The following is a 14,197-nucleotide window of genomic DNA, read 5'->3' as shown; positions in this document are numbered from 1 at the left end:
CGGTAGTATTCCCCTCCCGGCAGGGAGGGGAGAAGCGTTACAAACTTCCCGCCGGGCGCGTACGCGCCGCTGACGTCAGCGTTCTTCCCGTTTTACGCCCGTCCAGGCTTTCCAGACGCATCTGGAACGGTGGGAACGGCATATCAATACCGTGCTCGCGGAAGCCGGCCAGAATCAGCTGGTGGATCTCATGGCGCAGCGGCATACGGTGTCCCATTTCGGCGGCGTAGATACGCAGCTCGAAAATCTGGATCCCCTGCTGTAAATCCACGAGGAAGACTTCCGGCGCCGGGTTGTCGATGACCAGCGAGCAGCGCTCCGCGGCAGTGTAGAGGATCTGGGTGACCTCTTCGCTGTTGGCGTCCGACGGGGCCGGTACCGTCAGCACCACGCGCGTCACGGAGTCTGACAGCGACCAGTTGATGAACTGCTCGGTGATGAACGCCTTGTTTGGCACGATGATCTCTTTCCGATCCCAGTCGCTGATCGTCGTCGCACGGGTATTGATCTTCGTGATGCTGCCGGTCAGATCGCGGATCGTCACGGTATCGCCAATGCGGATCGGTTTTTCGAACAAAATGATCAGGCCAGAGATGAAGTTGGCGAAGATCTCCTGTAAACCAAAACCTAGCCCTACACCCAGGGCCGCCACCAGCCACTGCAGCTTCGACCACTCAATCCCGATCATCGAGAAGCCAACCAGCCCGCCAAAGAGCATGATCAGATATTTAGTAATGGTGGTAATCGCATAACCCGTACCCGGGGTTAAATCCAGGTGCTGCAGCAGCGCCAGCTCCAGCAGCGCCGGGAAGTTGCGCACCAGCTGCGTGGTGATAATCAACACCAGAATGGCAATCAGCACTGCGCCTAAGGTTATCGGCTCCAGGCTCTCGACCCCCTGCACCGTGGACGTTACGTCCCAGAGAGAAATATTTTCCAGGAAGCCAAATGCGGAGTGGATCTCTGACCACAGGAAGATCACCGACAGGAGGGCAATCAGCATCAGGATGGAGCGCACCAGGCGCAGGGACTGGGTGCTGATGGCATCCAGATCCAGCTCCACCTCATCCGCTTCCGTCGTGCCTTCCGTGCTGTTGACGTGGTTTGGCTCTTCCTCACCCCGCGCACGCTGGGCGAGGATCTCTGCACGGCGATGCTTGGCGCGGTCAAAGGCCAGACGGCGGCGCTGGATCAGCATCCAGCGGCGGATCACGTGGTACACCACCAGAAGCAGGAACCAGATGGCCACCGAGGTTTCCAGTCGCGCCAGCAGCGCCTGCGCGGTCGCCAGATAGCCCACCGCGGCTGCCAGCATCGCAAACAGCGGCGCGCTCAGCAGCAGGTTCCAGAGCAGCCGGTTGAACATGTTGTCGCCGCTGCCGGATTTATCCAGATAGAGCGGTATCCCCGCGCGTTTCAGGCTGAGCGTCACGATGGCCAGCGCGCCGCATATCAGAATAAAGCAGAGGCGCCCCAGCGAGCCTGAGAACTCCCGGTCGTTGAGATTATCAAACATGATCAGCGCCATAATCAGCGGCACAATCAGCCCGATGCTCATCAGGTAGTAACGCATGGCGCGCGCAACGCGATTACGCGGCCAGCCGAAGTGGGCAATAAACAGGCCATTGGGGCGCGCAAAGGTGGCGCAAATCATGACCACCCACAGCAGCGGCACGGTGGCGGTGACGCCATCGCCAATCGCTACCGCAAGCGGGTAGGGCCAGGCTTCCCGCAGGCCATATCCCAGCGTCATCCACAGCACCGGCAGCGGGGAGGCGACGAGAATCGACCAGAATACGGTGCGCAGCGTCAGCCAGAAGTGGTCCTGAGTGACTTTCCCGACCCTTGAGCTGGAACGCTCCAGGAAACGGGTGAAATGTCGGCGCGAGTAAATGCTAAAGCCCACCAGAATCAACGCCCCCAGCAGCGGGAAAATGGTCTCTTTGCTGGTGAACATCATCACGCTGGCCTGTCCCAGCTGGCTGAAGGTGTCCAGCGAAATCAGACGGCGCAGGTCCTGGACAATTTCAATCGGCCACGAGAAGGTCATCGGACGCACGTCGGACGTCCAGAAGAGATATCGGTGCGTGGCCTCGTTCACCTCTTTCAGCGCGTCTTCCAGCTGGCTGTTGGACACTTTTAGCTTGGTCAGTTCCAGGATCAGCGTATCCCCGCCCTGGAGCAGAGAGTTCAGCAGCTCACGCTGGGTACGCAGCTGGGCTTCCAGAATCCGGTTCTGCTCGCTGGTCAGGGGCTGTCCGTCAGCCTGTCGAAGCTGGCGGATTTGCGGCTGTTTATTGAGGAGGTCTTCAAAGTGCAGTCGCTGAACGCGCAGCTGGGCCATCTCGGTATCCAGCTGCTGCGGCTTCGGCATTTCCGGCAGGCGCGCGACCTGGGCGCGTAGCGCTTCGCCCAGCAGGTTCGATGACCCGAGCCACTGGGACTGCTCGCGCAGGGTGTTGAGCGCCTGGCGAACCTGAAGGGTTTGATTGGTCGCCTGACGCTGCTGCGAAGCCACCAGGTCCATACGCTGCGCCTGCTGGTTGAGCGCGGCGGAAAGCTCGCGGTTGACCTTAAACTGATCGACGATGCCCGCGGGGAGGTTAGCGCTGTTCTCCGCCAGCAGTTCGGTGCTTTCAAGAGCACGCTCGGCCTCGCGCTGACGCTGGCTGTTGAGCTGATTGCGCAGGGCCTGAAGATAGGCGTCAAGCTGCTCGCTCTGCTTCTGAGCGAGTTCAGAGCGCATCCGCGACAGTTCCTGGCGATTATTGGCGGAAAGCTGCGCCAGTTCCAGCTCATCGACAAGGGCCTTCAGGCGAGCCGATTCTGCCTGCAGACCCAGATTTTGCGCCTGAGCCTGTGGCGTGTTGCCGCTTTGCGTACCCACGCGACGCTCGACTTCATTAAGCTGGCGGCGGGCGTCGGTTTGCTGCTGTGGAAGCTGGCTGAGGGAGTCGGCAATTTCGCGCGCTCGCTCCTGCTCCTGCTGGGCAAGGCGACTCTTCTCCAGAAGCTGGCTGCTGACCTGCAGGATCTCCTGGTTCAGGGCATCGGAGGTCATGCCTGCGGGCACGTCACGCGGCTCGTCACGCAGGTTATTGAGCTGAGAGCGCAGCGTCTGCGAGAGTTTGGGGAAGTTGTCGATAACCTGCTGATATTGCTGAGCGCGCTCAAGCGAGCCTTTTCGCTCCTCAAGCGCGTTCAGGGCTGTCTGGAGCGACTCGACGGTCTCTGGCTGAGCGGGTTTGGCCGCTTTTGCCTGCTCCAGTTCCTGGGTTATCTGTTTGGCGTCGGGGGCTGTCGCTGCGTACGCCCCCATGCTGAGGCACCAGGCCATCAGTAGAACGATAATCGGGCGCACGTCAGCGATCCTTCTGTTGTTAGCCTTCGTCTTTTTTGTCGTCAACCAGCGGGCTGGCGTCGTGCTCGGCGTGGATCTCTTCCTGTGACAGCGGCGCGGGTTCTGCATCTGGCGTCACGAAGGTTTCGGTAGAGACCGCCAGCGGCTGGCCCAGTTTGGTGACCGACAGGCTTTCGAGCTGTTCAGCCAGCTTCACTTTACCCGGCGCAAACAGGTTGATCACGGTGGAGCCCAGCTTGAAGCGGCCCATCTCCTGACCTTTGAGCAGGGCGACAGAGCCCTCCGCTTCACCGGCAGGCCAGGTCCAGCGTTTGATCACGCCTTCGCGCGGAGGCGTAATGGTGCCCGCCCAGACGGTTTCGATGCTGCCTACAATGGTCGCACCGACCAGAATCTGCGCCATTGGGCCAAATTCAGTATCAAACAGGCAGATGACGCGCTCGTTACGGGCAAACAGGTTCGGCACGTTCTGCGCGGTGAGGTGGTTCACGGAGAACAGGTCGCCCGGGACGTAGATCATTTCACGCAGAATACCGTTACACGGCATGTGCACGCGGTGGTAGTCGCGCGGTGACAGATAGGTGGTGGCGAACGTACCGTTGCGGAACAGATCCGCCATCAGGTAATTGCCCGCCAGCAGCGCTTCCAGGCTGTAGTTATGGCCCTTCGCCTGCAGAATTTTGTCGTCTTCGATGTTACCCAACTGGCTGATCACGCCGTCTGCCGGCATCACCAGGACGTTTGGATCGGTGTTCAGCGGGCGCACGTCGTCACGCAGCGGGCGCACGAAGAATTCGTTGAAGGTGCGGTAGCTGGCGGTATCCGGCTTCTGCGCCTCTTTCATGTCGACCTTATAATATTTTACGAAAAGGTCGATGACCAGTTTGGTCAGCCAGCCCGCGCGTTTGCTTGCGCCCCAGCCCGCCAGGCGAGTGAGCCACAGTTTTGGCAGAATGTATTGAAGCGAAAGTTTAAATGCGTTTAACAAGGTAGCCTCCAGGCCATTGTTTTGTCGTTCCTGATCCGGCGTTAAGCCGCCGGAACCTGAAAAAAGGGGACGATTTTAGCGATGCTTAGCTTAGTTGTCAGTTATCAGAATCAGAAAAGTTTTTACGCGTTTTTACGTCTTCCATGCTCTCAAGAATGCGGTGATAGTTTTCAAAGCGGGTCTCCGCAATTTCACCGTTCTCAACCGCTTCGCGGATAGCGCAGCCCGGGTCGTTATCGTGTTTACAGTCGCGGTATTTGCAAGCGCCTAAATAATCATGGAATTCGACAAATCCGTTAAAGATTTGTTCCGGCTCAAGGTGCCACAAACCGAACTCACGCACGCCCGGGGAGTCGATCACGTCGCCGCCGTGTGGGAAGTGATACAGACGCGAGGCGGTGGTCGTGTGCTGGCCCAGACCCGAGACGTTGGACACATCGTTGGTCAGGATCTCCTGCTGGAGGCCAAGCAGGTTGTTCAGCAGGCTTGATTTGCCCACGCCGGACTGGCCCGCGAAGATGCTGATGCGATCGGTGAGCGCCTCTTCAAGCGGTTTCAGGCCATCCTTGGTGTGGCTGGAGACCATCAGCACGCGATACCCAATCTTGCGGTAGATATCCATCTGCTCATTCACGAAGGCCATGCCGTCGTCATCCAGCAGATCGATTTTGTTCAATACGATGATCGGTTCCACCTGCAGCGTTTCGCAGGCGACAAGGTAACGATCGATAATGTTGAGCGAAAGCTCAGGTAAAATCGCCGAAACTATGACGATCTGGTTAATGTTGGCGGCAATCGGCTTCACGCCATCGTAGAAATCCGGGCGGGTGAGCACCGACGTGCGTTCATGCACGGCCTCAACGATGCCCTTAACCGTGACCCCTTCAGCGGCCTCTTTGCCTGGTCGCCAGACCACGCGATCGCCGGTCACCAGTGAACGGATGGTGCGACGGATATTGCAACGGTGAATTTCCCCGTCGGCGGATTCGACATCGGCATGCATACCGAAACGGCTGATGACTACGCCTTCTGTCGCTTCACCAAACAGGTTGTCGTCATAATCCGGCTTCTCCGAAGTGGTTTTAAGACGGCGCTGGTGGTTGGCGTTTACGCGGCGCTGCTGCCCTTTGGAGAGTTTATTTTTACTCAATCGCGCTGGCTCCTGGTCGCCCATAAGGGGCAAAACCTCTATGATACACTCTAATTAATACTAGTTAACCTGCTACTGCCGGTTATGCGAGAAGGGTGGAAAATAACATGAGCGCGGATGAAAACAACCTGATTTGGATCGATCTCGAAATGACCGGGCTGGATCCCGAGCGCGATCGCATTATTGAAATTGCAACGCTGGTGACGGACGCCAACCTGAATATCCTGGCGGAAGGCCCAACGATTGCCGTGCATCAGTCCGATGAGCAGCTGGCCTTGATGGATGAATGGAACGTGCGCACCCATACCGGCAGCGGCCTGGTGGAGCGCGTGAAGGCGAGCACGTTTGGCGACCGCGAGGCGGAGCTGGCAACGCTTGAGTTCCTGAAACAGTGGGTTCCGGCGGGTAAATCGCCTATTTGCGGGAACAGCATCGGCCAGGATCGCCGCTTCCTGTTTAAGTACATGCCGGAGCTGGAGTCTTACTTCCACTACCGCTATCTGGATGTCAGCACCCTGAAAGAGCTGGCGCGTCGCTGGAAGCCTGAAATCCTCGACGGCTTTAAAAAGCAGGGCACCCATCAGGCGATGGACGATATCCGGGAGTCCGTGGCGGAGCTGGCGTACTACCGCGAAAACTTTATTAAGCTGTGATTTTGAGATCCGGCGCCTTGCGTGGCCGGGTTTTTGCCGTTAAATTGTTCAGCTTGCCGATTTAATAAGCATTTGAACTGAATTTCGAAAAAATCGCTTTAAGGGGGGTTGCAGCTAAAAGGATTTCTCGTATAATGCGCCTCCCGTAACGACAGAGAATTACACGTTACGACAGCAACAAAAGCAGTACAGATTTGCGGGAATAGCTCAGTTGGTAGAGCACGACCTTGCCAAGGTCGGGGTCGCGAGTTCGAGTCTCGTTTCCCGCTCCAAAATTTGAAAGTGCTTTCACAGCACAGACTGCCCAAGCGGGAATAGCTCAGTTGGTAGAGCACGACCTTGCCAAGGTCGGGGTCGCGAGTTCGAGTCTCGTTTCCCGCTCCAAAATTTGAAAGTGCTTCCACAGCACGGACCACCCAAGCGGGAATAGCTCAGTTGGTAGAGCACGACCTTGCCAAGGTCGGGGTCGCGAGTTCGAGTCTCGTTTCCCGCTCCAAATTCTTCATCATCTCTAAAATATCCACAGCGAAATAATTCGTTGGGGACGTTTTCTATTGTCTCTGAAATACTCTTGTAAACAGAGTTATCCACAGAAACTGCGCTTAACCGGAACAGGGTTAAAACTTAGCAGGGTGAATAATATCTTTATAACTTGCTGTATTTAATAAATAAAATTTGATTTCAAAATGTTATTGAGATCACTTGACCTCATCTCCAGCCCAGATGGCGCTTGAGTTTGTAATTTTATTCACAGGCTGTGAATAGTTCAGGCATCTCGCGTAAGCCCTTTTTCGATTACCCTTACCAGACGCTGTTTCTTCGGTAGCTGCACCTCGACTACACAGGCATTACGCTTCTCAATTTGCTGCGCAATCGCCCATTCTATGTGTTCATCAAGAAGTGGGTGCTCACCTCTACGGCTTTCAAGTGCCCGCAGATTCGCTTCATCCCAGGGAGCATTACCCAGCGCGACGGCAACGTTACGCAGCCAGCGCAGATGGCCGATACGGCGAATGGCCGAGCCTTCCGTCACTTTCAGGAACCAGGCTTCGGTCCAGGCGAACAGCTCAATAAGCTGCGGCGCATGCAGCGCCTTACGCGGGCTGAAATCTTCTTCGTCCGTGAGCTGTGAATAGCGGTTCCACGGGCAGATCAGCTGGCAGTCGTCGCAGCCGTAGATGCGGTTGCCGATAAGCGGTCGAAATTCTTCTGGAATGGCCCCTTCCAGTTCGATAGTCAGGTAGGAGATGCAGCGGCGTGCATCAACGGTGTAGGGCTCGACGATGGCACCCGTCGGGCAAATGGTCATGCAGGCCACGCAGCGCCCACAGCCTTCTTCTACCGGGCCGTCTATCGGCAGCGGCAAATCAATCAGCAGTTCACCCAGGAAGAAGAACGATCCGGCGTCGCGGCTAAGGATAAGTGAGTGCTTACCTGTCCAGCCAAGCCCGGCTTTTTCGGCGATCGGGCGCTCAAGAATAGGCGCAGAATCGACAAAGGGTCTAAAATTCAGCGAAACACAGTGCTGCTGAATGGTTTCCCCGAGTTTTTTTAAACGGTTGCGCAGAAGCTTATGGTAATCACGTCCCAGGGCGTAGCGGCTGACGTAACCCAAAGAGGGGTCTTTTAGCGTGCGCGCAAAGGCCGCGTTGGCGGGCAGGTAGTTCATGCGCACGCTGATGACGCGTAACGTGCCCGGCAAGAGCTCGTGTGGACGGGCGCGCATCATGCCATGACGCGCCATCCACTCCATTTCGCCGTGGTATTGTTTATCCAGCCAGGCCTGCAGTTTTGGCTCGCTGGCCGAGAGGTCGGTATCGGTAATACCCACCTTCTGGAAGCCAAGTTCAGCACCCCACTGTTTTATTTTTTGCGCTAATTCATTGAGATCGAGGGGCTGTGACATGACGGACCATACGGTGAAGAAAAACCCCGCAAGTATACCACATTCCATCTGGCATGCGGATGACCTACGGCGCGCCGAAAAAGAGGCCGCAGACAGCCTCGGGATAACCCTTTACGAACTGATGCTGCGCGCGGGTGAGGCGGCGTTTAACGTTGCCCGCAGCGCGTATCCGCAGGCCGCTCACTGGCTGATTCTGTGCGGGCACGGCAATAACGGCGGCGACGGCTACGTTGTCGCCCGTCTTGCGGCTGCGGCAGGTATCCGCGTGACGCTGCTGGCTTTGGAGAGTGAGAAACCGCTGCCGGAAGAGGCGGACGCGGCGCGCACGGCGTGGCTTAACGCAGGCGGTGTGATTCATGCGCCGGATATCGTCTGGCCAGAGGATGCTGATCTGATTGTTGACGGTCTGCTGGGCACCGGGCTTCGCAGCGCGCCTCGCGAAAACGTAGCCGCGCTGATTGAACACGCGAACAGACATTCCGCGCCGGTTGTCGCCCTGGATATTCCTTCAGGCCTGATTGCACAAACCGGCGCGACGCCGGGAGCGGTGATTCAGGCTGCGCACACGGTGACCTTTATCGCCCTCAAGCCGGGGTTACTGACCGGCAAAGCGCGAGACGTTGTTGGCGTGTTGCACCACAGTGCGCTGGGGCTGGAAAGCTGGCTGGCCGGGCAGGAAATGCGCATCGCGCGTTTTGATGCGTCGCAGCTTGCAGCGTGGCTCCCGCCGCGCCGACCGACGTCCCATAAAGGGGATAGCGGCAGGCTGGTGATAATTGGCGGCGACCATGGCACGGCAGGTGCGATTCGCATGACCGGCGAAGCGGCATTACGCAGCGGTGCTGGCCTGGTGCGAGTGCTCACCCGCATTGAGAATATTGCGCCGATCGTTACCGCCCGTCCGGAGCTGATGGTCCACGAGCTTACGCCCCAGGCGCTTGAAGAAAGCCTGGAATGGGCGGACGTGGTGGTGATTGGGCCCGGGCTTGGGCAGCAGGCGTGGGGTAAACAGGCCCTGCAAAAGGTCGAGAATTTTCGTAAACCGATGCTGTGGGATGCCGACGCGCTTAACCTTCTGGCAATAAACCCCGATAAGCGTCACAATCGCATTCTCACGCCACACCCCGGCGAAGCCGCGCGGCTGCTTAACTGCAGCGTGGCAGAAATTGAAAGCGATCGCTTACTTTCTGCTCAGCGTCTGGTAAAACGTTACGGAGGTGTTGCTGTTTTAAAAGGGGCAGGAACCGTTGTCGCCAGCGACGAGTCGCAGGGCATTATTGATGCCGGCAATGCGGGTATGGCAAGCGGCGGCATGGGCGATGTGCTTTCCGGCATCATTGGCGCATTGCTTGGACAGAAACTTCCCCTTTATGATGCAGCCTGTGCGGGCTGCGTGGCCCACGGCGTCGCGGCGGATAAACTGGCTGCGCGTTACGGCACGCGCGGTATGCTGGCCACCGATCTCTTTTGCACGCTGCGGCGTGTTGTTAACCCGGATGTGATTGACGTAGAAAATGACTAATCGAGCGATTCTTTTACCTGATGAACAAGCCACTTTAGAACTCGGCAAGCGCGTGGCGCAGGCCTGTCAGGGGGCAACCGTCATTTATCTGTATGGTGATTTAGGTGCGGGTAAAACCACCTTCAGCCGGGGTTTTTTGCAGGCGTTAGGGCATAACGGGAATGTCAAAAGCCCAACCTACACGCTGGTAGAACCGTACGCCCTTGAAAATCTTATGGTGTACCACTTCGATTTATACCGCCTTGCGGATCCTGAGGAGCTGGAATTTATGGGGATCCGTGATTATTTTGCCAATGATGCCATCTGCCTGGTGGAGTGGCCGCAACAAGGTGCGGGTGTGCTGCCTGACCCGGATGTCGAAATTCACTTAGATTACCAGGCACAAGGGCGTGAGGCGCGCATCAGTGCGGTTTCCTCATCAGGCAGTTCCTTACTGGCGCGTCTGGCCGGTTAAGCGTAGGGATGACGGGATGATAAATCGCGTTAAAGGCTGGTTGTTGGCTGCCACCGTGCTGCTGTGCGCGCAGGCCGGGGCGGCAAACCTCTCGGATATTCAGGTATCAAACGGCGAAAGCCAGGCCCGGATCACGTTCAGCTTTATGGGCGATCCTGAGTATGCATTTTCACAGCCAGACAGCCACAGCGTGGCGCTGGATATCAAACAGACGGGCGTGATCCAGGGATTACCGCTGCAGTTCAGCGGCAACAACCTGGTGAAAAGCATCCGTTCGGGAACGCCCCAGGACAGCCAGTCGTTACGCCTGGTGGTCGATCTGACCGAAAAAGGCAAAACGAAGGCGGTGAAGCAGCAAAACGGCGCGAACTATACGGTGGTCTTTACCATCAATGCCGACGTACCGCCGCCGCCTCCACCGCCGCCGGTCGTCGCGAAGCGCGTGGAAGAGCCGGTATATACGCCGCGTCCTTCTGAACCCGCGCGTAATCCGTTTAAATCGCAAAACGATCGCATTACCGCGGCAACCAGCAGCAAAACGGTGACGCGTCCGGCGGCCAGCGCGCGACGCGCAACGGTCAGCGGTGACAAAGTGATCATCGCCATTGACGCGGGCCACGGCGGGGAAGATCCGGGGGCGATAGGCCCTGGCGGTACGCGCGAGAAAAACGTGACTATCGCTATCGCGCGTAAACTGCGTTCGCTACTCAACGACGATCCTATGTTTAAAGGCGTGTTGACCCGCGACGGGGACTACTTTATCTCCGTCATGGGGCGCTCGGACGTGGCGCGCAAGCAAAACGCCAACTTCCTGGTCTCCATTCATGCGGACGCGGCGCCGAATCGTAGCGCGACCGGCGCCTCGGTTTGGGTGCTGTCGAACCGTCGCGCGAACAGCGAAATGGCCAACTGGCTGGAAGAGCATGAGAAGCAGTCCGAGCTGTTAGGCGGCGCGGGCGACGTGCTGGCGAACAGCCAGTCCGATCCGTACCTCAGCCAGGCGGTGCTGGATTTACAGTTCGGTCATTCTCAGCGCGTCGGGTATGATGTCGCCACTAACGTATTGAGCCAGCTGCAAAGCATTGGCGTGCTGCATAAACGTCGTCCTGAGCATGCCAGCCTCGGCGTTCTGCGCTCGCCGGATATCCCGTCCATCCTTGTAGAGACGGGCTTTATCAGTAACAACGGTGAAGAGCGTCTGTTGGGAAGCGACAGTTACCAGCAGCAAATTGCCGAAGCCATTTATAACGGTCTGCGTAAATACTTTGAGGCGCATCCGCTGCAGTCCGCACCGCAGAGCGGTGCCGCCCAGACGGCCAGCGCGGCGCTGCCGGGTGAGATGACCGCGACCAACTAAGGAGAATTCATGCCGATTCAGGTTCTACCGCCGCAGCTCGCGAACCAAATCGCCGCCGGTGAGGTGGTGGAACGCCCTGCGTCGGTGGTGAAGGAGCTGGTGGAAAACAGCCTCGATGCGGGCGCAACCCGCATTGATATTGATATCGAACGCGGCGGCGCGAAGCTTATCCGCATTCGCGACAACGGCTGTGGCATTAAAAAAGAGGAGCTGGCGCTGGCGCTTGCGCGTCACGCCACCAGTAAAATTGCCTCTCTGGATGACCTGGAAGCGATTATTAGCCTCGGCTTTCGCGGTGAGGCGCTGGCCAGTATCAGCTCGGTTTCGCGCCTGACGCTCACCTCCCGTACCGCTGATCAGCAGGAGGCCTGGCAGGCCTACGCCGAAGGGCGCGATATGGACGTGACGGTCAAACCCGCGGCGCATCCTGTCGGCACGACGCTTGAAGTGTTAGATCTCTTCTACAACACCCCCGCCCGGCGCAAGTTTATGCGTACCGAGAAGACCGAGTTCAGCCATATCGACGAGATCGTTCGGCGTATCGCGCTGGCGCGTTTTGACGTCACCATTAATCTCAGCCACAACGGCAAGGTGATGCGCCAGTATCGCGCGGTGGCGGAAGGCGGGCAGAAAGAGCGTCGTCTGGGGGCGATCTGCGGAGTGCCGTTTCTGGAACAGGCGCTGGCCATTGAGTGGCAGCACGGCGATCTGGCTTTGCGCGGCTGGGTTGCCGATCCAAACGCGAGCAGCGCTGCGTTCTCTGAAATTCAGTATTGCTACGTCAACGGCCGCATGATGCGCGACCGCCTCATCAATCACGCGATTCGCCAGGCCTGCGAAGACAAGCTCGGGGCCGATCAGCAGCCTGCTTTCGTCCTTTATCTGGATATCGACCCCCATCAGGTGGATGTGAACGTTCACCCTGCCAAGCATGAGGTGCGGTTCCACCAGTCGCGTCTGGTGCACGACTTTATTTATCAGGGCGTGGCCGCCGTGTTGCAGCAGCAGGCAGCGCCAACGCTGCCGCTGGAGAACGACGCCCCTGCGCCGCGTCCGCTGCCCGAAAACCGTGTGGCCGCGGGGCGCAACCATTTTGCGGAGCCTGCCGTCGCGCGTGAACCGGAAGCCCCGCGCTTTTCATCAGCAGGGAGCGCACCGCGTCCAACGGGCGCGAACTACCCGAATGCCCAGCCTGGCTATCAAAAGCAGCAGGGGGCGTTGTACCGCAAACTGCTGGAAACGCCTGCGGTAGAGAGTAAAGAGCCCATTCCGGCCCCTCAGCCTTCACTGGACGGTCATAGCCAGAGTTTCGGCCGGGTGCTGACGATTATCGCCCCGGATATGGCGCTGCTTGAACGTAACGGCAACGTGATGCTTCTGGCCTTGCCGGTCGCCGAACGCTGGCTCAAACAGGTGCAGCTCACGCCGGGCGAAAACGCAGCCTGCGCGCAGCCGCTGTTAATTCCGGTACGCCTGAAAATATCCCCTGATGAAACAAGGGTATTGCAGCGCGTTAGGTCGCAGCTGGCGCAGATGGGTATTGAAACTGTGCTCGAACCACAACATGTGACAATTCGTGCAGTGCCTTTACCCTTACGCCAACAAAATTTACAAAACTTGATTCCTGAACTGATAGGCTACCTGGCGCAGCAAACATCGTTTGATGCCGCCAACACCGCGCAGTGGATCGCCCGCCATCTGGCAAGCGAACACGCGCCGTGGAGTATGGCGCAGGCCATCAGCGTGCTGGCGGAGGTGGAACGTCTCTGCCCGCACCTGGTAAAAACGCCGCCGGGTGGTTTATTACAACCTGTTGATTTACAAACGGCGATGAACGCCCTGAAACATGATTGACGTAAGTAAGGCGAGCCTGCCTAAGGCAATTTTTTTAATGGGCCCAACGGCCTCGGGCAAAACGGCGTTAGCCATTGAGCTGCGTAAAGTTTTGCCTGTAGAGTTGATTAGCGTCGACTCCGCCCTCATCTATCGAGGGATGGACATCGGCACGGCGAAGCCTGACGCAGACGAGCTGCGTGCGGCACCGCACCGTTTACTGGATATTCTCGACCCGGCTCAGGCGTACTCCGCAGCGGATTTCCGCCGGGATGCCTTAGCCGAGATGGCCGAGATAACGGCGGCGGGACGTATACCGCTGTTGGTTGGCGGAACCATGCTCTATTTCAAGGCGCTGCTGGAGGGGTTGTCACCTCTGCCATCCGCGGATCCGGAAATAAGAGCAAAAATTGAGCAGCAGGCGGCAGAGCAGGGTTGGGACGTTTTGCATCAGCAACTGGCGGAGATTGACCCGGTTGCGGCAGCGCGGATCCATCCAAATGATCCGCAAAGGCTTTCCCGGGCACTGGAAGTTTTTTTCATTTCGGGTAAAACTTTAACGGAACTGACGCAAACGTCAGGAGACGCTCTGCCGTATCAGGTGCATCAGTTCGCCATCGCCCCGGCGAGCCGTGAACTGCTCCATCAGCGAATTGAGCAGCGTTTTCATCAGATGTTGGCTTCAGATTTTGAAGCAGAAGTGCGGGCGCTCTTTGCCCGTGGAGATTTGCATACGGACATGCCTTCCGTTCGTTGTGTGGGATACCGCCAGATGTGGTCTTATCTTGAAGGTGAGATTTCATACGATGAAATGGTTTATAGAGGTGTTTGCGCCACGAGACAGTTAGCGAAGCGCCAGATCACCTGGTTGCGCGGTTGGGAGGGTGTTCACTGGTTAGACAGTGAAAAACCGCAACAGGCGTTAAACGAAGTGATTGAGGTTGTTGGTGATATCGCTCACTGAATGTGTACA

Annotated in this window: 10 protein-coding genes and 3 tRNA genes; 9 read left to right on the top strand and 4 right to left on the bottom strand. The window is 57.8% G+C overall.

The features are described from left to right. Positions 1-37: 37 nt before the first annotated feature. From mscM to rsgA, 3 genes are all read right to left on the bottom strand, one after another. Positions 38-3,361, bottom strand: a complete 3,324-nt coding sequence (mscM, locus tag ACJBF3_RS15515; RefSeq protein ID WP_045331427.1) for a miniconductance mechanosensitive channel MscM — start codon at positions 3,359-3,361, stop codon at positions 38-40. A 19-nt stretch (positions 3,362-3,380) separates the two neighbouring features. Further along, positions 3,381-4,349 (bottom strand): archaetidylserine decarboxylase, encoded by a 969-nt coding sequence (gene asd, locus ACJBF3_RS15510; protein WP_045331425.1) that lies wholly within the window; start codon positions 4,347-4,349, stop codon positions 3,381-3,383. Between the two features lie 97 nt (positions 4,350-4,446). After that, on the bottom strand, positions 4,447-5,499 hold the full coding sequence (rsgA, locus tag ACJBF3_RS15505; protein ID WP_072265610.1) for a small ribosomal subunit biogenesis GTPase RsgA: 1,053 nt from the start codon (positions 5,497-5,499) through the stop codon (positions 4,447-4,449). Between the two features lie 107 nt (positions 5,500-5,606). Between rsgA and orn the strand changes: the two genes are divergently transcribed. From orn to ACJBF3_RS15485, 4 genes are all read left to right on the top strand, one after another. Then, a complete protein-coding gene (orn, locus tag ACJBF3_RS15500) occupies positions 5,607-6,152 on the top strand; it encodes an oligoribonuclease (RefSeq protein WP_045331420.1) in 546 nt (181 codons plus the stop codon). A gap of 196 nt (positions 6,153-6,348) precedes the next feature. After that, a tRNA-Gly gene (locus ACJBF3_RS15495) sits at positions 6,349-6,424 on the top strand. Between the two features lie 36 nt (positions 6,425-6,460). Next, positions 6,461-6,536, top strand: a tRNA-Gly gene (locus tag ACJBF3_RS15490). Between the two features lie 36 nt (positions 6,537-6,572). Further along, a tRNA-Gly gene (locus ACJBF3_RS15485) sits at positions 6,573-6,648 on the top strand. A gap of 270 nt (positions 6,649-6,918) precedes the next feature. Here ACJBF3_RS15485 and queG read toward each other — a convergent pair. Continuing rightward, a complete protein-coding gene (queG, locus tag ACJBF3_RS15480) occupies positions 6,919-8,058 on the bottom strand; it encodes a tRNA epoxyqueuosine(34) reductase QueG (RefSeq protein WP_045329904.1) in 1,140 nt (379 codons plus the stop codon). Here queG and nnr point away from each other — a divergent pair. The 5 genes from nnr to miaA are packed head-to-tail and all read left to right on the top strand — an operon-like array spanning position 8,057 to position 14,188. Beyond that, complete coding sequence (gene nnr / locus ACJBF3_RS15475; RefSeq protein WP_045329902.1) at positions 8,057-9,580, top strand: bifunctional ADP-dependent NAD(P)H-hydrate dehydratase/NAD(P)H-hydrate epimerase; 1,524 nt, start codon at positions 8,057-8,059, stop codon at positions 9,578-9,580. The genes queG and nnr overlap by 2 nt on opposite strands. Next, positions 9,573-10,034: a tRNA (adenosine(37)-N6)-threonylcarbamoyltransferase complex ATPase subunit type 1 TsaE gene (tsaE, locus tag ACJBF3_RS15470; protein WP_045329900.1), complete on the top strand. Its 462-nt coding sequence runs from the start codon at positions 9,573-9,575 to the stop codon at positions 10,032-10,034. Before nnr ends, tsaE begins: the two co-directional genes overlap by 8 nt. Before the next feature lie 16 nt (positions 10,035-10,050). Further along, positions 10,051-11,391 carry an N-acetylmuramoyl-L-alanine amidase AmiB gene (amiB, locus tag ACJBF3_RS15465; protein WP_045329897.1) on the top strand — a complete coding sequence of 447 codons (1,341 nt, stop codon included), beginning with the start codon at positions 10,051-10,053 and terminating at the stop codon, positions 11,389-11,391. 9 nt (positions 11,392-11,400) lie between these two features. After that, positions 11,401-13,245, top strand: a complete 1,845-nt coding sequence (gene mutL / locus ACJBF3_RS15460; RefSeq protein ID WP_045329896.1) for a DNA mismatch repair endonuclease MutL — start codon at positions 11,401-11,403, stop codon at positions 13,243-13,245. Then, the gene (gene miaA / locus ACJBF3_RS15455; RefSeq protein WP_045329892.1) at positions 13,238-14,188 is read left to right on the top strand and encodes a tRNA (adenosine(37)-N6)-dimethylallyltransferase MiaA; all 951 of its coding nucleotides are present in this window, start codon (positions 13,238-13,240) and stop codon (positions 14,186-14,188) included. The genes mutL and miaA overlap by 8 nt, the downstream gene beginning before the upstream one ends. Positions 14,189-14,197: the final 9 nt, after the last annotated feature.

This window comes from Enterobacter sp. PP-008-ECC_S150 (assembly GCF_045257065.1).
GTDB lineage: Bacteria > Pseudomonadota > Gammaproteobacteria > Enterobacterales > Enterobacteriaceae > Enterobacter > Enterobacter chengduensis.
This window is presented reverse-complemented; position numbering and strand designations above follow the sequence as displayed.